Source organism: Paenibacillus phocaeensis, assembly GCF_900021165.1.
In the GTDB taxonomy this organism is placed as follows: Bacteria; Bacillota; Bacilli; order Paenibacillales; family Paenibacillaceae; genus Fontibacillus; species Fontibacillus phocaensis.
This window is the reverse complement of the sequence record NZ_FCOQ01000018.1, coordinates 256,578-279,436: the sequence shown is the minus strand read 5'-3', so window position 1 is coordinate 279,436 and position 22,859 is coordinate 256,578. Positions and strand designations below refer to the sequence as shown.

The window sequence follows — 22,859 nt, the reverse complement described above, 5'->3', positions numbered from 1 at the left end:
CCTAGTCTTTGGCTGTCGACTCTATGTCGGACGTCTTTTCACCGCCGTCCCCGGAAGCCTCCTTGCAGACGCGCAGCCCCCGGTATTCCTTCGGCGTCAAACCCGTATAGGTTTTGAACACAGACACGAAATATTTATATTCCTTATAACCAACCTTGTCCGCGATCTCAAATACCTTGTCCTGTGTCGTGGCAAGCAGATTCTTGGCCTGTTCAATCCGCATTTCGTTCATGTATTCCGTGAAGCCTTTTCCGGTGCTTTGTTTAAAAATGTAACTAAAATAGCTTGGGGTGATCTTCAACCAAGCCGCGACTTCGGAAGCTTTCAGGTCTGTACGGTAACGATCGATGATAAATCGTTTCGCTTTTTCGATGATCCAATAAGACTTGTCGATTCCGTTCTGGTCAATGAGCCGCTGAAGCTCCTCCATATCCTCCAGAACGACCGACTCCAGTCCGGCGTAGGAATTATACACATTCGGGTCGGGCTGGCCCTGACGGGCATGGTCTAACCCGGTCATCCCGCTCTTGCGCAAGCGTTGACGGAGCAAGGCAAACAATTCCTCGTACAGATTCCAAACTTCCGGCAACAAGTAACGAGATTCACGAAAAAAGTGAAACAGCTCTTCCACCGACCGGCGAACTGCCTCCCGATCCTGCTTGAACAAGGCGGAGATGAGCACCTGCACGGTTTCGGTGATATCAAATCCCGACAATGTCCGTCCAGCCAGCGCCGCTTCACCATAATCGGCCGTCAGGAACCTCCGTCCATCCAGCACATGATACGACAATAGCCGCATCGCTTCGGAACAACGGTCGGCGGTTTCTCCCAAGTCCTCGAACACAGCGGAGACACCGCCATAAATCACGCCTCCCGCCTCAGGGGTGAGACAATCGATCACCCTGGCCAGCCAATCATCCCATACGTCCGCATTGGCGCTTGTCTCCGAGGCCAGCAAGGTGATTAACCGATTTTCATGGTCAAATACGGATACCGCCCGAATGTGGCTGCCCTCCAGACTGCGATGCAATCCGAGCAGCCAAGACGCTTGAATCGATTTATAACGGTCTGCCTCCATATTCGCATAACGCTCGCGGAATTCGGCCAGTTGGGTCGCTATGATGCGGAATTGAACGCCATTCAGCGAGGATGGCGGATCTGTGCCGAATGCCGTGCTGTGACGGGCCATGCCCGAGAGCCACAGCTCCCATTCCCGCGAGGTCTGTTCCTTGTCGATGGTTCGAATGTCGGCAACGATATTCTTCACAACGGCGCTAAGTTCCTCAATATCGACCGGCTTCAGCAAGTAGTCCCCCACGCCAAGCCGGATAGCCTGACGGGCATATTCGAAATCCTCATACCCGCTGATCATAACGACCTTCACGTCGGGATGCCGTTGCTGCAATTGCTTGGCCAGCTCCAACCCATCCATGCCGTCCATGCGGATATCGGAGAGCACCAGTTGGACCCCGTGCTCCTCGATCAGCCGAAGCGCCTCTCTCCCGTCATACGCCTCGCCTACCACTTGCACGCCCAGCTTCGTCCAGTCGATCGTGTAACGCAGCCCTTCACAAATGACGGCTTCATCGTCCACAATCAGCATTTTCACCTCATTGCCCGCGCTAGCGGGCTCCCTGTTCGTTTGAAAATCAGGATCCATGACGTTCACCTCCAAGGTCGCGGGCTTCGGTATAAGGGAAACGGAGCCGTACCCAAGTGCCTGCGGCCGAAGTATCGATAAGCTCCAAGCCGAAATCCTGTCCGAAAAAGATCGATATTCTCTCGTGAATGTTATGCATGGCTCCCTGCCTGGCTTCGCCGGTTCCGGTCTGCTCCAAGGAACTCCGAACGGCGTTCGCCTTGGCAGGAGCCATTCCTTTCCCGTTATCGATGACGTCTACCCATATCTCGCCTTCTTGGGCGTAACAACGAACGTTCACTTCCCCGTAGGGTTTTCCTCGGTCCAGCCCATGCTTGAGGAAATTCTCCACCAACGGTTGAATCGAGGCTTTTAACGTCACGGCCTCCTCGATCCCCGCCTCGGTATGGAGCGAATATTTCAACCTCTTCTCCCCAAGCCGACGTTGCTGCAGATACAGATAGGACTGGGCAAATTCCAGTTCCTTGCGCAGCGTGGTTTGATAGCTGCCATTATTCATGCTGGAGCGGAAAAATTTCGACAGCATTTCGATCAACTGACTCGACTTGGACGCATGCTCCAATCGGGCTGTCCAGCGAATCATGTCAAGCGTATTGTACAGAAAATGCGGGTCCATCTGGTTTTGCAGAAGCTTCAGCTCGGATTCCCGCTCCCTTATTTCCAGCTTGTATTTATGCTCGATCAACTGCTGGATCGTCTCCACCATCTCATTAAACTTGCGGTTCAATTCGGAAATCTCATCATTGGAATTGACCGGGACCCGGGCGTTGAAATCCCCGTAGGTGACTTTGCTGGTTTCCTTCTTCAGCCGCAGAATCGGACGGATGATCGTATAATGGAATCCGATCAATGCAGTTAGCCCCAGAAGTAGAATCGCCGTTAGGATAACCAGCATCGTCATCTTGATCCCGCGGAATTCCTCGGATACCTTCGCCTCGGGAATCATGGCAACGATCTTCCAATCCGTACTTTCCATCTGTTTATATAAAGTTAAATACCGCTGCCCGTTCACCTCGTACGTGAGATCTCCCCGCCCGGACGACAGCTTGTCCAGGAACGGTGCTTCCAATTGGAGCAAATCCGGCAATGGATTCTTCGATCCCAGGATCATTTGACCCTCCGGACCGATAATGAACACACTCCCGGATTCATCCTTGAAAATCCCTTTCTCCAGCAGGCCGACGATACTCGCTTCATCTACTCGGATAATCAGCCTTCCCAACGGTTTGGTGATCTGGCTGTAGGAGTTAAGCACGCGGAACATCGAAAGAACCCGGACTTCGCCATTCCAATCGCTATGCAGCGCATAACTTTCGGTCCACACCATCCCGCCTTTGCGCGCTTTGGCCGCCTGCTCCCACTCTAACTCGTCGCCGCTGAAGGGTTCCCCCATTTCGATAAAGCTGCCGTTGAACCCTTTAATTTCGATCGATCGAATGTATCCTTTTGACATCAACTGAAATGTTAAAAAATCCTCGATATTCCGCTTATAAGAGGCTTGCTGTTCGCTGCTGAGCGGGGGCGAAGTGCGTAGAAAATTCCGCATATCCGGGCTCAGGATTAAATAATTGGCGATATCTTCGACCATCTTGGTCTGTTCACCAAGTTGTCCCGCAACGTTATCGAGATTCCGCTTGGTGGAATTGATGAACTGATCCCGCAGCACCTCATTAAATTGGATTTGCACGACCACGCCAACGCCAAACGTCGGCAGGATGACGAAGATCAGAAAGATGACGAGCGCCTTCCGCTTTAAGCCAAAGTTGCCGTAAATCCTGTTGTACCTTGTCATCGCGTTCGCCTCCGCCTGGTCGTGGTGTAAATGTATACCTTAACCTTTCACAGCTCCGGCTGTCATGCCGGTTACCAGTTGTTTTTGCAGCAACAAATAGAAGATAATAATAGGAATGAGCGCCATCGTCAGCGCAGCCATTTGCAGAGTCAAGCTCGCCGTTTCAATCCCGACGAAGTTGGCCAAACCAAGCGGCAGCGTCTTGAGCGCAGACGAGCTGATTAATACCAGGGCAAACAAATATTCATTCCAGTTATATATGAAGTTGAGGATGACGACGGTGGCCATCGCCGGTCTTGTGATCGGAAGAATGATCGACCAGAAAATCCGGAAAATCCCCGCGCCGTCCATCACGCCCGATTCCTCCAAATCTTTGGGAAATCCGCGCATGAAGCCCTCCAGAATAATGATCGTCAAGGACAAATGAAAAGCCGTATACGGCAAGATCAACGATAAGTGCGTATCCAGCAAATGCAGCTTCTGCATGATCAGAAAGATGGGAATCAACGTTGCATGAATCGGGACTAACATGCCAAGCAGAAATAAGCCGTAGGTGAATCCGCGCAGCTTAAATTGAAACCTCGATAAGAAATAAGAAGCCAACGCTCCCAAAAATACGGTTACGAGCAAGGAAGCAAATGTGACGAAAAGACTATTCAGAAAATACACATTCATATTCGCGACTTTCCACGCCTCCGCGTAATTGGAGAAATGCAAGGCTTCCGGAAGCGAAAACGGATTGGCCGCGTATTCCTGTTCATTTTTAAAAGAGTTTACGACCATCCAGAACAGCGGGACTATATTCATCATAGCGAATAAGCTTAGAAAAGTGTACGCAAATATACGAAAGCCAACAGACTTCTTATTCATGACCGTTCCCTCCTTCCTTAAGCATCTTTTTCGCGGCCCATGCGGTTCACCAGCGAGATAACGATCAGACTAAACAGCAATATCAAGATTGCCACGGCGCTGCCGTATCCGTATCGCATATTCATAAAGGCGCTATTGTACATATGGATCGTCATGACCTCGGTTTGGTGAGCCGGGCCGCCGCCCGTCAAAATCTGAATCAGGTCGAAGACGCGGAAGGAGTTACTGATGCTGTAAACGATCGTCACCATCAACGTACTCCGAATCATCGGTATCGTAATGCGAAAGGCCCGTTTGAGCCCGGTTGCCCCGTCCAGCGCGGCAGCCTCGTTGACCTCATCCGGAATGTTCTGCAATGCGGCCAGGAATATAACCATATACAACCCGCAGTTTTGCCAGATGTACGCGATACTGATCGACAGCATGGACCAACGGTCGCTCCCCAGCCAGTTCTGCTTCCAGCCGTCGAGACCCAGGAGGCCCAGCAGGTTGTTTAACATCCCGTATTCGGTGTTGTAAACCATGCCCCAAATCAGGGACACCATGACGGACGAGATCACGACGGGCATAAAGCCAACCGTCCGAAAAAATCCGGAACCCTTCAGTCCTCGGTTCAACAGTAGCGCGAGCAATAAACCAAGCGGAATTTGGCCAATCAGACCGGTGACCATAATAATGACGTTATTTTTGACGGATAGCCAAAAGATGTCGTCACCCAGGATGCGCAAGAAATTGCTGAGACCAACAAACTTCATCGAACCAATGCCGTTCCAATCCATCACCGAATAGTAAAGCGACAAGCCGATCGGAACGATCGCAATGCCCAGATAAATGACCAGCGCCGGAAATAAACCGAGAAATATCGCCAGCTTCGTGCCTCGTAACGTTTGCATCAGAGATTCCCTCCTTTATGTCTAATCTAGGTTCAAGCCCGATGAATGAAGAAAACCCGGGGATCGGGTTTTCTTCCACACATCGAATTGGAAAGACCTAAGCTTCAGTGCTGTTTGTTAATTATAGTTATCCATGGCCTCTTGAACTTCTTTGGCCAATTCTTCCGGCGTGCCGCGGCCTACCGTCAGGGCTTGCAATCCATTTTGCAGGACGTCCACCACTTGGGTAGGGATCACGCTGTCGAATACCGGAGCCGTCCCGTTACCGGTCAAAGCCAACATTTCCTTCAGATAAGGACTTGCATCTTCGGGGATTTCTACCTTAGCCGGTACGACGACGCCGTTACGGATCAATTCCTTATACAGATCTTCGCTTACGAAATATTTCATGAACTCTTCAGCAGCCGCTTTCTTCTTCTCGTCGAGACCGCTCTTGATCGCGATGCCGTATTGTACGATACCCGCGCTCTTCTTCGGATCGCCTTTGCCGCCATCTACACTTGGGAACAGGGCGATACCGAACTTGTCTCCCTGTTCGTTGTTAATCCGGACTCTTCCGTCGACCGTGGCGGAGGAAATGTGCATGGCCGCTTTGCCTTGGATTAAGTAGTCCTGTCCTTGAACGGAATCCATGTTGTTGGCGTCCGTATTAAAAGCGCCCAGTTTGGTCAGTTCATCAATGACCGAAAGTGCTTTTACGAACTCCGGATCGGTAAACTTCGCTTTCCCTTCGAGTACAGCCGGAAGGAAATCGCTTCCGGTAAACCGATCACCGATGACGGAAATATAGGAGGATTGCAGCGGCCATTGTTCCTTGTTGCCGAGGGAAATAGGAGTGATCCCCGCAGCCTTCAGCTTTTTCACCGCATCGATGAACTTGTCATAGGTATCCGGGAATTGATCGTAACCCACTTGAGCGAACATCTCTTTGTTGTAATAGATGATGTCTACGAAATTTTGCTTGGTTGGGACCGCATATTGCTGTCCATCCACGTTAAATCCGGACAAAGCGGCTTCCGGCAAAATCGAACCCCAATTATCCATCATATCGTTGATAGGCTGAAGCAGATTTCCTTCCACGAGCGGTGCCAAATCCGCGCCGGGCCACACGACGTTGATATCAGACAGGTTGTTGGCGGCGGCTAGTGTGCGCAGCTTGGTCTTGTACTGTGCAGATGGGACGCCGTCCTGCTTGATGACGATGTTCGGGTGGTCCTTCTCGAATTCCGCGATCCGCGCTTTGTAGACTTCGTTATCCACGTTCGGGGAAGTCCAGGGATGCATCATGTTTAAGGTAATCGTTTCTTCTTCGGTTGCGCCGCCAGCATTGTTGCCGCCCGCCGCATTTTCATTGCCGCAAGCTGCCGTGAATAGTGCCATCACTGCAACTAAACCGAGCAGCACCGCTTTTTTGCCTTTGTGTTTTTTGCCCATAATCAACCCTCTTCTCTTGTTTTTTGGAATCCGTTATCCGAAACATAACAGGAGATGATCGCTTTTATTTCCCCTCCCGTTATATTACCTAATTATAAAAGCTGCATCCTTTCGACTATATCCTACAAAACATCAATTATATCCGAAATATTTAGCTGAGTTTGGTGAAACCTTGATGTTTTTCTGAAAATCATGTCATATATCATAACATAAAGCCTGGGTTTTGCATGACGGCGAGTTCTTCTTATTTTGGGTAAGCGTTTGCAAAATAGATTCCTTGAATGACCGCTTTACGCGGTCATTCAAGAGCTGGCACTCAGGCCTGCGGTTCATTCAGAATATAATCGACGAGTTCCTCCAGCGGCACCGTCGCCAGCGCGATTGCCGTATCGGTTACCCCGTAATAGATATAAAGCAGCCCGTCTTTGACCACGTTCCCTGTCGGGAAAATGACGTTCGGAATCTGGTAGCCGAATTTCTCGTAGTACGTTTCCGGCTCCATGATGAAATTTTTCGTGCGGGCGATGACCTTCTCCGGATGGTCCAGATCCAGCAGCATAGCCCCAACGCGATAGACCACCTCGTCGTCCACGCCGTGATACAACACGAGCCATCCGCGATCCGTCCGCACCGGCGGCGTCGATCCGCCGATTTTGCGCGACTCCCACGTCATGTTTTCCGCCTTCGCCAGCAGCTTCGGTTCCTCCCAGTGGACAAGATCGTCCGAATAGGTGATCCACATCGCCGCTTTTTCCGTACCGTACGCTTCGCCTATGAATTCCTCCGGCCGCCGGAGCAACACGAATTTGCCGTTAATCTTCTCCGGAAACAGGATGTTGTCGCGGTCATTGATGTCCAGCGGCGTCGTGTCGGCCACGAACTCCCAATCGATCAGGTTCTTGGAGGCGAGGATCGACGAACGCGTCAGCCAGTGGCCTTCCTGCTCGCCCCACCCGTCCGGGTACTCGGGGATCGAACGTTCCGGAACCCCCCGGCCCGTTGGATAATAGCTCATCGCACAAGGGCGCAGCGCGTAGTTCAGATAGAACGTATCGTCGATTTTTACGATCCGCGGGTCCTGCACGCTGCCGTATGGGAAGCCGAGCTGGTCCGGCGTGACGATCGGCTCGTCCTTCACATGGGTGAAATGCACGCCGTCTTCGCTTTCCAGCAAGCCCAGAAAGTTTTTGCACGGCGTCAGGGAGCCTGCCGTCCGTTCAATCATATAAAATTTGCCGTTATCGATAATGACCGCCGGATTGAATACGGTTACTTTTCTCCATTCAAAACCTCCCGGTACCACGATCGGATTTTCCGGATGCCTCGTAATCTTCATCTGTGCTCCTCCTCATGAAACCCTATAGATATGGATCTTGGCTCTTTATTGTTATTATAGCCCTGGCCCTCCGACGGAAATATCCCATAAACTATCGAAAACATCTGAATAAATTCAGGTCTTGTTGTGTGTCTCTGTCGTCTCCTTTGCACGATTATCCCTTTCATTAAGGGAGCAAGAGCAGGAGCTGGCTAGGCCAGGAATACAGAAACAGGATCTGCCAAAAAGCTTCTTCCTCCGAGCTTGTCCATTTCTGCGCGCGGCCCTATGGTCTGATCAAACGGGATAATTTTGTAAAGTGTCCGGACAGCAAAAAACCGTCCCGAAACAGGGGAGAACCCGCCTGTCGGGACGGCCTGCAAACAGCTTTTTCGCTTCGTCCTGCCGGAGAAACGCCGCGTTACGAATCATAGTCGACAATGTAGCTTTGCTGCTCCGTATTGTAATAGCCGACGCTGTACTCGGCCAATCTTCCCTGGATGTCCCGTGAATACCGCGACCGCTTCAGCACAGGCACGCCGTCGGCCAAACGCAGAAACCTTCTCGCTTCGTCCGGCGGCAAAGCTACGGCGAATTCATCTCTCAGCTTGTCCAGCGAAATGCCGCGCTCCTCCAGCACGTCATACAGCGAATGATCGCGGAAATCCTCGAGCTCCGGATCCGGCTCATTACGGGTTGCGGCCACATAATGCTCGTAAAAAATATAAGGCTGGCCGTCGAGATAATACGCGCGTTCCAGCTTCAGACAACGCTCCCCGAACATCCCGTGGAGCTCGGAGCCCGCTTCGTTCCGCACCGTTGCGGCGCGCAGCCACTCCTTGCGAATTTGGTGGTTTTCCTCCACCAGAATCTCCGTGAAGTGTTTCCACTTCGACCACTTTGCGGCCGCTTTATTGCGGATTACCTTGGTGCCTTTCCCGCTGCCTTTCTCCAGGTATCCTTCTTGCACGAGTTCCTGAATCGCGCCGCGAACGGTGATCTTGCTGACGGCGAACTCCTGCTCCAGCTGGGGCTCGGACGGGATATTCGACCCGAGCGGGTATACGCCGTATAATATGCGGTCCTTCAGAATGTTTTTGATTTGCAAATATAACGGTCTATCTTTACGGGACAAACTCATGGCTTTGCTCCTACCTTTCCACATCGCCTGTGGCGGATTGCTCCATCGCCCGGAGGATCTCCGCCTCCGTCGCCATCGGGGTGTCGCCCGGCACGGTATGCGCCAGCATCCCCGCTGCCGCCGCGAAGCGGATGGTTCGCTCCGGGGCGAAGCTCTCCAGCTCGCCGTGGATGATTCCGCTCGCATAAGCGTCCCCTGCCCCTATTCTATCATAGACGGAAAACGTCAACCGATCGGAGAAAACAAATCGGTCTCCCTTGTACAGAAACCCGCGCAGCGAATGAGTATTGTCGCCGTGGATCTGGCGGTGCGTTCCGGCAACCGCGGAAATCCCGTAGCTTTTCGCCACGGCCGGGATCAACTCCATCAGCTGTTCCTCCCGTTTCCGCCGGGCCGAGGTCATACCGAGGGTAAGCATCGCATCCTGTTCGTTCATCATCACGATGTCCGCCAGCCGCAACATCGCCTCATAATGCGGTTTGGCTTGGGCATATCCGCCTTCTCCCCAAAGAGACGGCCGGTAGTTGCAGTCGAAGACCACCTTGCCTCCCTGCCGTTTCACCGCTTCGGCCAAAGCTAGCATATGCGCCCGTACGCCGTCATTCATCGCCAGCGTAATCCCGCAGAAATGAACCACATCGATGCTGGCAGCGATTTCCGCGAAGTCGTACGTCCCTTCAGGCGCGGTGTTAAAGCTGCTGTCCATCCGGTTCGAGTATGTGACACGGCTCGGCCGTACGCCAAAGCCGTTCTCCAGGAAGTACATGCCAACGTACTTGCCTCCCCTTACGACAAGGGCGGTGTCAATGCCAAGCTTGCGCAGATAAGCGGCCGCGGCGTCGCCCAGCGGATTGCCCGGCAGCCGCGTGACCAGCGCACCCGCATGCCCGTAGCGCGATAAGGCCGACACGACATTCACGCCGGTGCCTGAGAAGGAATATTTCAACGTATCGCCCTGCGCCAACGTCTCGTAACCGGGCACCTGCAGACGCATCATCACTTCGCCGAAGGCTGCTACGCGTTTAGGCATAAACATCCGCCAGCTTCTTCATGATTTTAGTCAGCAGCAGAACGTCTTCGGTCCGGGTGTTGCCCGTCGCCTTGTCGATGATCGAAGTATACACATGCGGGATCACCTGCGGAACGCCGGCTTCCAAAGCGATGCGCAGGATCGCCTCGAAATTGTCCAGATCGATCCCGCCGGTGGGCTCCAGCGCAAAATTCTCCTTGGCGCAGGCAGCCGCAACGGCGCGAAGCTCATCTTCACGGCTCAATCCCTGCATCGGGAAGTATTTGAGCGCGTTGCCGCCCATATCGCGGACCAGCGCAATCGCCGCTTCGACCGGCACGATCGCCGGTTTCTCCTGGGCGGCGCTGGCCGGGCCGGTGGAGATGTTCACGTAACCCGCTTGCCCTGTCGGGGATACCAAGCTATTAATCCAGCTGTCTTGCTCGCCTAGATTTGCCCGGGTCGCCCCAACGGCCGGGAACACCTGATTGATGTGACTTCCGGGGTAATGCTTGGCGATTTCCGCAACGACCGCCGCCTGCCGGTTATCACCGGCGCCAAGACCGATCGACACCGCGTCGTCAATCTCCCGGCCGTACGCCTTCATCGCCGTCACGGCTTCCTCCACCGTAGGATAGTCCTTGGAAAGCACTCCGACAAGTACGTAGCCCTCCGCCGCTTCGAACACTTCCTTGGCATTTGGAATGTCTTTGGCCAATACATTGAGGGCTACCCGTTTCTTATAAAATCGTTTTGCGATCTGCGACATCTTAACGTCCTCCTGCCAATTCCCTTATTTTTGCAGCAATCACTTGGATATCGTCCCCCATCAGCGGGCGCGGATCGATATCGAAATACCCTTGTCTAACCCCGTAATCCCGGGTATAAATGGCAATATCGCCGGTTTGCAGCGCATGCACCATCTCTTTCGCGGTGATTCCGGCTTGCTGCGGGTCGACCTGAACCCGGGCCCGGTAAATTGCCCGGCCGGCTTCGTCCTGTACGATCGACACCCGGATCCCCGGGAGATCGCTGAGCGGCAGCAGCGTCTGCAAGGCGACCTTCTCCCGCTCGCTGTTGTCAGGCTTGGCGGCATACTCGTCCAGAGCCTGCAGCAGGCCGAAGGATGTTTCCTTGCCCACCTTCATGCTCCGTCCGATGCCGTGCAGTTGCACCTTCACCCATTCGATGCAGGCGCGTTTCCCGGCAACGATCCCGGAAGTGGGCCCCTCAATCGCCTTGGAGCCGCTATAAATGGCCAAGTCGGAGAATTTCACGTATTTCTGCAGGTCCTCTTCCGCCGCCGCATCCACGATCATCGGCACGTGATTTCGTGTCGCTACCTCCCAGGCCTCTTCGACGGAAATCATGTTCTTCTGCACCGCATGATGCGATTTGACGTATAGGATCGCCGCCGTTCTCTCACCGATCGCATCTTCGATATGTTCCGCCCGGCCTTCGTTGGCATAACCCACTTCCACCAGTTTGCCGCCGCCGAGGTAAACCATCGTTTCCACTGGAGCGCCATATTGCACGTTATGTCCTTTCAAGATGATGATTTCGTTGCGGAGAATCTCCTCCTGGTGCAGACGCAAGCTCTTGCGCCGGTCGCCTTGAGTCACGATTGCGGCTACCGACAAGGCGATGCCGCTTGATGCCGAGTTCACAATTACCGCCGCCTCAGAACCAACGTGCTTAGCAACATAGTCCCCCGCCTTATCGACGAGATCGGCGATTTCAACGTAGCTTTGACCGCCCCGCTTCATCGCCTCCATTACGGTATCGCTTGGCGCAGATACGCCGAGAATGCTCATGCGTCCGCTGGCGTTGATCACGCGCTTAAGCCCGTACTTCGCATTCAATGAATTTTCCATGAACGATCACTCCTTGTGCTTCGATGCGGCGATTCGAGACGCGCCGTTCTCCTTCCGAATCGGTCAATGCAGCAGGTTCTTCCTTGACGGCAAACAACGTTAAATTAGCCGGGTCCCCGACCCGAATGCGGCCGAGCTCTTCTCTGCCCAGCCACTGCGCGGCGCGAGTGGTTACCGCCGCAATGACCTCTTCCAGCGGATAACCAAGGTAGAGGAATTTGCTCAGCACGTTCGCCATGCTGTATACCGGGCCGTTCAGCCGGTTGCCCCGGTAGATGTCGGTGCTGATCGTATCCGGATTGATGCCGTGCCGCTTGGCGGCCTCCGCCACCCGGAAGGAGAAGCTCGCCGTGCCGTGGCCGACGTCGAGATGCACGCCTCGGCGGATGGCTTCGGTCAAGACCGGGAGCGGCTCGCCCGATGGTTCAAACAGATTGTTCGCTTTGCCGTTGAGATAATGCGTAATGATATCTCTTCGCTGCAGCAGAGGGATCACCTCCCGGATATCAGGCGGCGCCGAACCGATATGCACCATCAGCGGAAGTCCGGTCTCGAGGGACAATTCCCGCGCGATGCGCAGCGGCGTTATGCCGTTCTCCCGAACCACGCTTTGGCTGATCCGCGCTTTCAGGCCGACGATGGAGTCGCCGTAATCCGCCAACGCTTCTATTACCCGATTGCGGTCGATCCAGGCCAATTGGGACAGTTCGTCGATGCGTTGCAGTCCGATCCGCGAGATGTTCAAAAATGCCAGCAGGTTGGTCGCAGCCCGTTTGCCGCTCGCCACCAAATCGCCGATCCGGTCCGCGCCGCAGCTCCCGGCGTCCACGATCGTGGTGACGCCCTGCTTCACGCCGATTTCGTCGATTTCGTCGCCGTACGGGTCAAATTCCGGAAACGCATGGACATGCATATCGATCCAGCCGCTGGACACGTAGAGGGAGGAGCCGTCCTGTTCCCGTTCTCCACGAGCCTCGCCGGCTCCCGTGATTTCGGCAATCATTCCGTCTTCAATTACGATGTCGATCTCTTCTCCGTTCACTCTCTTCAGATGGCGGAGAACTATTCTTTCCTTCACTTTATTCGCCTCTTTTTATAGATCGTTGTCATGCTTACGGTTGGGTTTAGCATAACACGGAAATGCCCTTTTGAGAATATAACGTTATAATGTTTATTTGCGTTGGGGGACAAATCCCTCGATCGCCAGATCAAAACCGACCTCAAACATACGCCTCCACGGGAAATGCAGCCCGGTCAGACGAATGCTTCCATCCTTCATATCCGCAAAATAATGCGCTGCCGCCTGGTTCATTTTTTCCGTGAGCGTTGCCTCAACCTGCTCCAGACAATGCTCGAGCGTATAATAACTCGCATTCAGCCTGGGAAGATCGTTCGCCAGCATATCCTGGCGCACCAGCGATTGATACAGGAAATCCTCCGCCAAGCGGTGATAATAGAAGACGCGGCTCGCCTCACAGGCCTGCGCCAACTCTCCTTGCGCCCAGCGATCTGCGTAATACGAAGCGATGACCAGGTGAGCTACCACCGTCCCCAGCGTGTTCCCGGAAGTATTCCAGCCGGCATACGCCGTCAATTGGTCCAGCCGCCCTTGCTGCCGCAGCAGGTTCATCAGCACCGGATCGCCGCCATTACAGGTCGCCACGTCGCCCAATGCCACCTGTTTTCCTTTCCGCAAGTAGGCCCCGATCGCTTCGGCGAACTCCCGGTAATGAATTTCCGAGAAATAGGAGCGATGCCGTTCTTTAAACGGGATTTGCTCGGCCATCCCCGCTTGGTCAACCGCCGGCGAGTGGACGAGGAGCACCAGATCCGTCTCGAAGGAATGGTCAGCAAGGACCGCTCCAACCGCGGTAATATGCGATTTGATGCTTTCGTTCAGGCTGCGATCCTCGTATTTCGGTTTGATCCGCGGGCCTTCGGTTGAAGAATAACGCACAAAAATCTCCGGCTTGTACTGCTTCAATTCCCCGAAAATGCGGGCAAACATCGTGCAGCCGATCTCATCGGCTCCCGGATAGATCAGAACCTGATCCAGCACGTTCAGCGCTTCCACGCGGGCAACCAGCATTTGCTGCTCCGCCCGGGAGAAGCCATATTGCGAATTATCGTCGAGCGGAATGACCAGATGATCGATGATGCCTTCATGGACCAAGGTCAATGTATGCTGATTCACCTGCTGGTTGACGGCACGACGCTCCAGAAAATCGCTTAAATAAGCTTGCGGGACCAGCCGCGTAACGTCATCCAACTCTTGTTGTTCCGCCGGGGTCAACGCCCCTTGCTCCGCCTTGTCCGTCAGATAGCTGTATTTGAAGATTTGCCCGCCATAAAATTTGTAATAATCCGGCTCTTCTTCGTCCTTATTGTTATTCGGTACCCGCATAATTAGATTAAAAGCATGAATTTGGATGCCGGGATACCGGCGCTTGATCTGCCCTAATACCTCCAGCCGCTGCAAGCACTCCTCCAGAGATAAATGATGCAGCCGGGACGGCACGATCCCTCCGTAAACGAGCAGATCAATCGACACCAGCAAATAATCGGCCCCTTCCGCGGCCTCGATCATCCATTCCCGGATCCCATTCGTATCCGCCGGGCGTTTCTTGTCCCCGAGCAGCGAACGGTCCGGAACGACAAGCGTTACATCTGTCATCCGTGCCAGTTGTCTGGGAAACAACGCATTACACGGCCTTTCATCCAGCGGGACATATACCACTTTTGCCATAAAGCCACTCCCTCCCGATCGCCTGATTTCTATCGAAACAACAGCGCATGGGTCATCGTACGCTTAATGTAATCTTAGCCTTCCGGGAGTTCAGGAAATATCCCATGAATTTACGATAATATCCGAAAATGTTGTTTATTTGCCTAGTTCGGCGGACTTTTCGAATGTCGCCCCTGTCTCAACTATGATTTTTTTCACACTTTAGTAGTTGACAAGACATTTTTTATGAAATATATTGTTTTTGTCGAAAGACTGTGGAAAATTATGACTAACAATCGCAAATTGGGCACACTAATCGAAAGATTAGGCCGCAAAGCCTTGGAGTCTAACAATCCGTACTAGGGTTAACGACCGTCCGGCTGCATAACAATGAATTTTGTTGTTGATGCAGCCGGTTTTTTGTTTTTCTGGCGTTCTCAACGGAATTTCCGTGAGAAATAGATAACCCAACGTAAGGAGGGTAGAAATTTAGTGCCTGAAAGGGAGGAAGTCTATGAAAATCTGAGGAGGAACCAATGAAACACGGGTTAAAAATCGCAGTATCTTGGTTATGCTTATTATCACTTTTTATTAGTCCTATGTCCGTCTTTGGCGCAACGAGCTCAGGCGATCCCGTCTGGCCCAATCCCGGAGCGACCCAGCTTAGCAAAACCGCCAAGCCTACAGGAAACCCGGGCGAATGGGAAATCACGCTCAAAGTTGAGGGGAAAAACCTCAAGACGAGCTCAGACGTGGTATTGGTTATCGATAAGTCCGGGAGTATGAACGACAAAGTAAACAAGCAAAAGAAAATGGACAAAGCGAAAGAAGCGGCGAATAAGTTTGTGGACAACCTGCTTTTGAATGGAGCGGACACCCAGATTGCCGTAGTCGCTTTTAACCGAACGTCGGAGCTTGTTTCCAGCTTTAAGGGACCGAACCAGAAGGCTGCTTTGAAAGCTGCCATAAATGGGATCAAAGCTGATGGCGGTACGAACATACAGGCCGGGATCAAACAGGCGCATGAACTTTTAAGCAGTAATCAGAGTCAGGCCAAAAATAAAATTATCGTCTTATTAAGCGATGGAGAGCCGACATACAGTTACAAAGGGATCGCGGCTACGAACTATTCCTGGTCGAACAATGGCTATGATAGCAGCTACCCATTTGCGATAACCGCATTCGATTATGACAACATTGTCGGAAGCGGAAGCAGTTATAAAGTCGACTACGGATTTGGTGAGTGGATCCGGGATTCTTGGTTTTCCGGACATTACCAATACGAAGTCAAGGACAACGGTATCGGCACTTTTTCAGAAGCAAAATTGGCCAAAGAGGCAGGACACAAGCTTTTCTCGGTAGGATTGGACGTTGAAAAGAACAGCAACGCGGAAAAAGTGTTGAAAAACATTAAGAGCGAAGGCTACTATTCCGCGAGTAATGACGATTTGAACAAAATTTTCCGCGAAATGGCCGGAAAAATCTCGTTTGCGGCACAAGATGCCAAAGTCATTGATCCAATGGGAGATATGTTCAATCTGAAAATGCAGGGCAAACAGATCAGCGTTCAAGATTACACCGTATCGCAAGGCAAAGTTGATTGGGATCCGGTCACTGAGAAATACATCTGGAACATCGGCAATATCGCTGAAGGTGAACCTGCCGTCTTTACTTACAAAGTGGTCATGGACCCATCGAAGAACCCGGTTTCTAATACCCTCTACCCTACGAATGGAAAAACGACCTTGGAATACAAGGACGTGAACAACCGAAATACTTCGAAGGATTTTGAGGTGCCGAAAGTGAGTATCGGCAACGGTTCCATCCTCATGAAGGGCTATAAGGTCAATGCGGACGGCCATCCAGTCAATGCTGAAGGCATTGAAGTGGAGGGTCCGGAATTCGCGGAAGTGCTTTATAGCGAGTATTACAAGGATCAAACCGGCAATGAGGCTCTGCCTATAGGCTCGAAGGAATATTCCGTTCCGGCCAAAGAAGTTGCCAGTTACCAGCTTAAAGTGGGCGAAAACCCCACAAAGGTTAGATTGACCGCAACCAACCCAACACCGGTTATTTGGTTTGGGTACGAGGAAGTAGTTGATCGCACCGTTACTGTGAAGTTCCTGGAGAAAGGGACAGAAGAAGAACTCGCTAAGCCCAAAACGTTTACTGGAAAGATTGGCGAAACGCTAAACCTCGAAGCCGTTGACGTTACGGACTACACTCCGGTAAACGCAACGGCACAGTATACCGTCAAACCTGAGGGCAATGAGTACATCTTCTACTACACTTCCAACGAACGCACCGTTACTGTGAAGTTCCTGGAGAAAGGGACAGAAGAAGAACTCGCGGAGCCAGTTACAGTATCCGGCAAGATTGGCGAGACACTGAAGCTTGAAGCCGTTGACGTTACGGACTACACTCCGGAAAACGCAACGGCCCAGTACACCGTCAAACCTGAGGGCAACGAGTATATCTTCTATTACACTTCCAACGAACGTGTTGTGACTGTGAAGTTCCTGGAGAAAGATACGAAGAAAAAGCTCGCGGAGCCAGTTACGGTTTCCGGCAAGATTGGCGAGACACTGAAGCTTGAAGCCGTTGACGTTACGGACTACACTCCGGTAAACGCAACAGCCCAGTACACCGTCAAAGCTGAGGACAATGAGTACATCTTCTATTACACTTCCAACGAACGCACCGTTACTGTGAAGTTCCTGGAGAAAGATACGAAGAAAAAACTCGCGGAGCCAGTTACGGTTTCCGGCAAGATCGGCGAGACGCTGAACCTTGAAGCCGTTAACGTTACGGACTACACTCCGGAAAACGCAACAGCCCAGTACACTGTCAAAGCTGAGGACAATGAGTACATCTTCTATTACACTTCCAACGAACGTGTTGTGACTGTGAAGTTCCTGGAGAAAGATACGAAGAAAAAACTCGCGGAGCCAGTTACGGTTTCCGGCAGGATTGGCGAGACACTGAAGCTTGAAGCCGTTGACGTTACGGACTACACTCCGGTAAACGCAACAGCCCAGTACACCGTCAAAGCTGAGGACAATGAGTACATCTTCTATTACACTTCCAACGAACGCACCGTTACTGTGAAGTTCCTGGAGAATGATACGAAGAAAAAGCTCGCGGAGCCAGTTACGGTTTCCGGCAAGATTGGCGAGACACTGAAGCTTGAAGCCGTTGACGTTACGGACTACACTCCGGTAAACGCAACAGCCCAGTACACCGTCAAAGCTGAGGACAATGAGTACATCTTCTATTACACTTCCAACGAACGCACCGTTACTGTGAAGTTCCTGGAGAAAGATACGAAGAAAAAACTCGCGGAGCCAGTTACGGTTTCCGGCAAGATTGGCGAGACGCTGAACCTCGAAGCCGTTGACGTTACGGACTACACTCCGGAAAACACAACAGCCCAGTACACTGTCAAAGCTGAGGACAATGAGTACATCTTCTATTACACTTCCAATGAACGCACCGTTACTGTGAAGTTCCTGGAGAAAGATACGAAGAAAAAACTCGCGGAGCCAGTTACGGTTTCCGGCAAGATTGGCGAGACATTGAAGCTTGAAGCCGTTGACGTTACGGATTACACTCCGGTAAACGCAACAGCCCAGTACACCGTCAAAGCTGAGGACAATGAGTACATCTTCTATTACACTTCCAACGAACGCACCGTTACTGTGAAGTTCCTGGAGAAAGATACAGAGAAGGAGCTCGCTTCGCCTCAACCGATTAAGGGTATGATCGGAGATACGTTAGATCTCGAAGCCGTTGACGTTACGGACTACACTCCGGTAAACGCAACAGCCCAGTACACTGTCAAAGCTGACGGCAACAACGAGTACACTTTCTACTACACTTCCAACGAACGCACCGTTACTGTGAAGTTCCTGGAGAAAGGGACAGAAGAAGAACTCGCTAAGCCCAAAACGTTTACCGGCAAGATCGGCGAGACGCTGAACCTCGAAGCCGTTGACGTTACGGACTACACTCCGGAAAACGCAACAGCCCAGTACACCGTTAAAGCTGAGGACAATGAGTACATCTTCTACTACACCGCCAACAGCACCGAACCTGACGACAACAGAACCGTAACCGTCAGATACGTAGATAAAGATACGCAAAAAGACCTGAAACCTTCGCAACCGCACACAGGCAAAGTCGGCGAAGTAATCACCCTTACAGCCACGGATTACAAGGATTCCGTCACAGGAGTGGTATACCAACCGCACACCTATGAAGTTCCGTATACATTCACGGAAGATCAGGTACAGCAATTCGTGTTCGAGTACACCCAAGACAAATCCAACTTGGAGCGTTCTGTCACCATTCACCACGTAGACCTTGAGTCGAACGAGGAACTTATCGCTCCTACTACCGAGCTAGGTTATGCCGGGCGGACATTGGTGTTGTATCCGGAACCTATTTCCGTGACCGATGCCGTATATTACCCGGAACAACTCGAGTATGGTTTCGAGATTACGTTGGATTCGGTACAGGAATTCACCATTTACTACACGAAAGGTGAACCGACTGACCTGGCACAACTCACCGTCTCCTATCTGGATCGGGAAACCGGGGCCGAACTGGCTGCACCGGAAATGATCAAAGGCCGTATTGGCGACAAGATCGAACTCACTGCAAAAGAGGTATTGGGGTATACACCGGAAACAGTGAAATACACGCATGAGTTCATCGACGATCCGAATCAGGCCCATGTGTTCTACTATACGAAAAACGCGCCTGCAGATCGTCAACTGACCGTCAAGTATTTGGAAAACGGAACAAATCGGCAGTTGGCAAGCCCAACCGTCGTAACCGGCAAACCGGGTGAGACGAAAACTCTTGCGGCCTTATCGGTCTCCGGCTACACTCCGGTAAAATCGACCGATACCTATACGTTCAACGATAAGGAAGGCCAAGAGTTCATTTTCTACTACACCAGAAATTCGTCCAATCCGGGGGGATCGGACAATTCCGGAGATTCGGGGAACTCCGGAAATTCAGGGGATTCGGGAAATCCAACCCCGCCGAGCACACCGGAGGTAACTCCGTTGCCGCCGTTGCCGGCCGTTCCGCCGACACTTGACACGGAAAACCACTTCCAATATATTCACGGGTATCCAGACGGCTCGGTGAAACCGCTCAATAACATTACCCGTGAAGAAGTTGCAACGATTTTCTACCGGTTGCTGGACGATGAGAGCCGTTCCGCATACCTGAAGACCGGCACCGATCTCTCCGACGTGGAAGCAAAACGTTGGTCCAACCCATTTATTTCGACGATGGAGAATGCCGGGATCGTTACGGGTTATCCGAACGGAACCTTTAAACCGGGGCAATTTATTACCAGAGCCGAGTTTGCGGCGATCGCTTCCCGCTTCGACAAGCTGGACGAACGTCCGAACGACATGTTCACGGACATCAAAGGCCACTGGGCGGAAAAATATATCGCCTCCGCAGCCAACAAAGGCTGGATCAACGGCTACACGGATGGTACCTTCAAACCGGATCAGTACATTACCCGGGCTGAAGCCGCCAAGTTCATCAACAGCGTGCTGAACAGAAAGGTCGATGAGGCCGGACTTCATGAAGACGCCAAGATGTGGCCGGACAATGCCAAAGGCATGTGGTACTACTACGAAATCCTGGAAGCCACCAATCATCATGATTACTCCAGAGAGGATTCCGACGTCGAGGTTTGGAATGAAGTGAAACCGAACCGCGTCTATCCTTAACCAACAGAAAAACTCCCTTTCGGTCAAGCGGCCGGAAGGGAGTTTTTAATATGCTGCTTATCCGGCATTTGCGAACAGCTTGTCCAGAAACTCGAAAGTTAAAGGCATGTCCTGTTTAAGACGTTCCCGGGTTTTATCGCTATAAAAATACAACGTAGCGGTTTCCGCGAAATATTCTTCGGCGTAAGCCGAAACATAACCGTCGCCTTCATAATCATTGTTCGCTTCACTTTTCCATAAATCAACAAATTCTTGGGACGAACTTATGTTGTTTAAAACAAGCCGATCGATCGCATGGAACGTTTCATGAAGCTCCAGGTTTTGCCCGTTATGGCCTTTGCCCTTATTGCTGTAGCCGATCCGCACGATCACGATGTCCATGCTGACGCCCGGTACATTGTCCCAGGTCAATCCGGTATTTTCCCAGCCTCGGGGGGTAACCCCCTTGTATTGGGCAAACTCCGGTTCATCCGTAATTTTGCCGTTGGCCAGTTTGATTTTAACACCATGTTCCTTTAAACCTTTAAGCAAATTCGCGGGGATTGCCGAGAGACGGCCCAACATTTTATCGGCTTCGGCTTCGTTGTAGTGATCTTGCGGCAACACGACAAGCTGGCTGACCAGATTATGATTATCCTCTTGCGCATACGCCGGAATTGTCGCTAGATTCATAGAAAAGATTATTGCGATCGCCAAAAAAATAAACCGTTTCATCTCGGTTTCCTCCCGAATCGCATCAGAAACGATGCGTAATGACCGAATCAGGAAGAAACGAAATACCCTGTATTTGCGTTTGGCTTCCATATCGGCAACTGGCTGGCGTAACGGCGTAACCCGCGGTAGCCCCTGTAGCTTTGCGTCCCCATCTTTCGATGGATTTGCCTTTATCAATATGAAAAAGAACCTTCTTACCGAAGTAAGAAGGTCCTCATGCAACATCAAATCTGTTGGCCTCTTAGATCGGTAACTGGCTGGCATAGCGAACTTCGTCGCCTTAACCCCTGTAGCTTTGCGTCTCCACCTTTCGATGGATTTGCCTTTATCAACCTATCATATTTTCAATTGTCACAAATCTGTCAACAAATCTATCAATCTAGATTTAGAATAAGCCAAATGGACTAGATAGTCAAGACTTTCCATGGCAGAAAATGTCGAACTCGATCGCCTTAATTTCAACGGCTCTTCAGACGTTCATATCATGTAGTCGGGCTTAGGCGAAAGTGATATCATGGGAGTTAAACCAAGCGAGATGAAGTCAACGAACGTACCCAAGATCCTCAATCTCTTGACCCCGTAAAAGGAGCCCCTCATATATGAAAAACAAACGGATTGCTTACTTTGCTTTGTTGGGAGCGGCAGTAGTTCTACTTCTCCTGCTTCAGCCACATTTGCCGTTCTCAAACCCTTCTGTCGGGGCAAATCAGGCGGAGGATGTTCTGAACATCAAACGGGAAAGCGGAGAAGCTCTAGAACTTCACATTTCGGACCTCCCCCTATACAAGGCATATCTCGACACGCAAGATGACATCGCAACGGAAGTTGAAAGAACACAATACGAACTGTTGCCGTTGTCAAAGACGGATTCCTACCTATTGTTGAAATACAATTGCGGCAACAAACAATGCTCCACTCTTTTGGTGAAAGTCAGCGGTGCGGAGGTTGCTAGCATCGGTTTGCCCGACGGCATTTTTGGGGATTACAAGCTTTCACCCGACCGAAACAAATTACTAGTCCGCTATGGATACAATGAAGGTAACCAAGTGGTAAGGCACATCATCGTGGCAACGGATTTGGAGAAAATGGAGGTCATCCCCCTCTCCCCCGCCTCAGCTACGAAGGCGTATGCGGAAGTACCAACTTGGCCTATAACAGATTATGAATGGACAGACGATAACCACTTCAGCATATGGGTTGCGGATACAGGCTCTACTGACTTTTCGGCTTTGGCGAAGTGGTTTTCTGCCGAAGTGCAAAAGACAAAGGAGATCCAAATCGCATTGGCCCCCCTTTAATAAGCGAGCACATTAACTTCCGATTGGATACGCCCCGTTCGGGAGCGGTTCAAAGAAAGCTATTTTTTCTATCAAATTGAAGACGGGCAGTCTTTCATAGGAGAAGGAAAACTAACAGATCATAACGGAAGAGTTGATGTGCAGACCGATACCCGGCAAAAAAAGGGGCGGTGACCGTGGAGTTTGATGAGTCGGTGGTTAGCTATGAATAGCACTCATCGGTTTGGTCATTACGATAGTAGCTACGTCAGACCAAAACAAAAAGAAATAGACCGCCCACGTGGTAGGTAAGGGGTCTATTCCTTTAACCAACTACAGCCGACCGCTCTTCAAAGCGGCTGTTGTCAGAGTGAAGATGTTCGCGCATCTTCACTCTTT

At 51.6% G+C, this 22,859-nt stretch carries 15 protein-coding genes and 3 riboswitches; of the genes, 2 read left to right on the top strand and 13 right to left on the bottom strand.

From position 1 onward, the window contains the following. Position 1 precedes the first annotated feature (1 nt). From BN3795_RS11370 to BN3795_RS11315, 12 genes are all read right to left on the bottom strand, one after another. On the bottom strand, positions 2-1,660 hold the full coding sequence (locus tag BN3795_RS11370; RefSeq protein ID WP_110945139.1) for a response regulator transcription factor: 1,659 nt from the start codon (positions 1,658-1,660) through the stop codon (positions 2-4). Next, a complete protein-coding gene (locus BN3795_RS11365; RefSeq protein WP_068784786.1) occupies positions 1,650-3,452 on the bottom strand; it encodes a cache domain-containing sensor histidine kinase in 1,803 nt (600 codons plus the stop codon). Before BN3795_RS11365 ends, BN3795_RS11370 begins: the two co-directional genes overlap by 11 nt. A gap of 39 nt (positions 3,453-3,491) precedes the next feature. After that, entirely contained in the window at positions 3,492-4,322 is an 831-nt protein-coding gene (locus BN3795_RS11360; protein WP_068784785.1) for a carbohydrate ABC transporter permease, read from the bottom strand. A gap of 17 nt (positions 4,323-4,339) precedes the next feature. Beyond that, positions 4,340-5,215: a carbohydrate ABC transporter permease gene (locus tag BN3795_RS11355; protein ID WP_068784784.1), complete on the bottom strand. Its 876-nt coding sequence runs from the start codon at positions 5,213-5,215 to the stop codon at positions 4,340-4,342. A 117-nt stretch (positions 5,216-5,332) separates the two neighbouring features. Beyond that, a complete protein-coding gene (locus BN3795_RS11350; RefSeq protein WP_068784783.1) occupies positions 5,333-6,649 on the bottom strand; it encodes an extracellular solute-binding protein in 1,317 nt (438 codons plus the stop codon). Between the two features lie 316 nt (positions 6,650-6,965). Beyond that, entirely contained in the window at positions 6,966-7,985 is a 1,020-nt protein-coding gene (locus tag BN3795_RS11345) for a glycoside hydrolase family 130 protein (protein WP_068784782.1), read from the bottom strand. A 400-nt stretch (positions 7,986-8,385) separates the two neighbouring features. Further along, positions 8,386-9,105: a GntR family transcriptional regulator gene (locus tag BN3795_RS11340; protein WP_068784781.1), complete on the bottom strand. Its 720-nt coding sequence runs from the start codon at positions 9,103-9,105 to the stop codon at positions 8,386-8,388. 10 nt (positions 9,106-9,115) lie between these two features. After that, a complete protein-coding gene (locus BN3795_RS11335; RefSeq protein ID WP_068785364.1) occupies positions 9,116-10,135 on the bottom strand; it encodes a sugar kinase in 1,020 nt (339 codons plus the stop codon). After that, positions 10,128-10,883, bottom strand: coding sequence for a 2-dehydro-3-deoxy-phosphogluconate aldolase (gene dagF, locus BN3795_RS11330; protein WP_068784780.1), 756 nt, complete (start codon positions 10,881-10,883; stop codon positions 10,128-10,130). Before dagF ends, BN3795_RS11335 begins: the two co-directional genes overlap by 8 nt. A 1-nt stretch (position 10,884) precedes the next feature. Then, positions 10,885-11,988 (bottom strand): DgaE family pyridoxal phosphate-dependent ammonia lyase, encoded by a 1,104-nt coding sequence (locus BN3795_RS11325; protein ID WP_068784779.1) that lies wholly within the window; start codon positions 11,986-11,988, stop codon positions 10,885-10,887. Continuing rightward, positions 11,954-13,066: an amidohydrolase/deacetylase family metallohydrolase gene (locus BN3795_RS11320; protein WP_068784778.1), complete on the bottom strand. Its 1,113-nt coding sequence runs from the start codon at positions 13,064-13,066 to the stop codon at positions 11,954-11,956. Before BN3795_RS11320 ends, BN3795_RS11325 begins: the two co-directional genes overlap by 35 nt. Before the next feature lie 93 nt (positions 13,067-13,159). Beyond that, entirely contained in the window at positions 13,160-14,734 is a 1,575-nt protein-coding gene (locus BN3795_RS11315; RefSeq protein ID WP_068784777.1) for a DUF4127 family protein, read from the bottom strand. A gap of 275 nt (positions 14,735-15,009) precedes the next feature. Continuing rightward, positions 15,010-15,101: riboswitch (cyclic di-GMP riboswitch) on the top strand. Positions 15,102-15,249: 148 nt separating this feature from the next. Between BN3795_RS11315 and BN3795_RS11310 the strand changes: the two genes are divergently transcribed. Further along, the gene (locus BN3795_RS11310) at positions 15,250-20,469 is read left to right on the top strand and encodes a MucBP domain-containing protein (protein ID WP_068784776.1); all 5,220 of its coding nucleotides are present in this window, start codon (positions 15,250-15,252) and stop codon (positions 20,467-20,469) included. A 57-nt stretch (positions 20,470-20,526) separates the two neighbouring features. Here BN3795_RS11310 and BN3795_RS11305 read toward each other — a convergent pair whose 3' ends face one another. Further along, positions 20,527-21,183 (bottom strand): anthrax toxin lethal factor-related metalloendopeptidase, encoded by a 657-nt coding sequence (locus BN3795_RS11305; RefSeq protein WP_068785363.1) that lies wholly within the window; start codon positions 21,181-21,183, stop codon positions 20,527-20,529. A 90-nt stretch (positions 21,184-21,273) separates the two neighbouring features. Beyond that, positions 21,274-21,362: riboswitch (cyclic di-GMP riboswitch) on the bottom strand. Positions 21,363-21,428: 66 nt separating this feature from the next. Further along, positions 21,429-21,517, bottom strand: a riboswitch (cyclic di-GMP riboswitch). 265 nt (positions 21,518-21,782) lie between these two features. Between BN3795_RS11305 and BN3795_RS11300 the strand changes: the two genes are divergently transcribed. Further along, positions 21,783-22,481: a hypothetical protein gene (locus tag BN3795_RS11300; protein ID WP_068784775.1), complete on the top strand. Its 699-nt coding sequence runs from the start codon at positions 21,783-21,785 to the stop codon at positions 22,479-22,481. Positions 22,482-22,859: the final 378 nt, after the last annotated feature.

Bases quoted from the DNA above. Each gene is read 5' to 3' on its own strand.
- BN3795_RS11370 (WP_110945139.1), bottom strand. From the start codon at position 1,660: ATGGATCCTGATTTTCAAACGAACAGGGAGCCCGCTAGCGCGGGCAAT.
- BN3795_RS11365 (WP_068784786.1), bottom strand. From the start codon at position 3,452: ATGACAAGGTACAACAGGATTTACGGCAACTTTGGCTTAAAGCGGAAG.
- BN3795_RS11360 (WP_068784785.1), bottom strand. From the start codon at position 4,322: ATGAATAAGAAGTCTGTTGGCTTTCGTATATTTGCGTACACTTTTCTA.
- BN3795_RS11355 (WP_068784784.1), bottom strand. From the start codon at position 5,215: ATGCAAACGTTACGAGGCACGAAGCTGGCGATATTTCTCGGTTTATTT.
- BN3795_RS11350 (WP_068784783.1), bottom strand. From the start codon at position 6,649: ATGGGCAAAAAACACAAAGGCAAAAAAGCGGTGCTGCTCGGTTTAGTT.
- BN3795_RS11345 (WP_068784782.1), bottom strand. From the start codon at position 7,985: ATGAAGATTACGAGGCATCCGGAAAATCCGATCGTGGTACCGGGAGGT.
- BN3795_RS11340 (WP_068784781.1), bottom strand. From the start codon at position 9,105: ATGAGTTTGTCCCGTAAAGATAGACCGTTATATTTGCAAATCAAAAAC.
- BN3795_RS11335 (WP_068785364.1), bottom strand. From the start codon at position 10,135: ATGCCTAAACGCGTAGCAGCCTTCGGCGAAGTGATGATGCGTCTGCAG.
- dagF (WP_068784780.1), bottom strand. From the start codon at position 10,883: ATGTCGCAGATCGCAAAACGATTTTATAAGAAACGGGTAGCCCTCAAT.
- BN3795_RS11325 (WP_068784779.1), bottom strand. From the start codon at position 11,988: ATGGAAAATTCATTGAATGCGAAGTACGGGCTTAAGCGCGTGATCAAC.
- BN3795_RS11315 (WP_068784777.1), bottom strand. From the start codon at position 14,734: ATGGCAAAAGTGGTATATGTCCCGCTGGATGAAAGGCCGTGTAATGCG.
- BN3795_RS11310 (WP_068784776.1), top strand. From the start codon at position 15,250: ATGAAACACGGGTTAAAAATCGCAGTATCTTGGTTATGCTTATTATCA.
- BN3795_RS11305 (WP_068785363.1), bottom strand. From the start codon at position 21,183: ATGAAACGGTTTATTTTTTTGGCGATCGCAATAATCTTTTCTATGAAT.
- BN3795_RS11300 (WP_068784775.1), top strand. From the start codon at position 21,783: ATGAAAAACAAACGGATTGCTTACTTTGCTTTGTTGGGAGCGGCAGTA.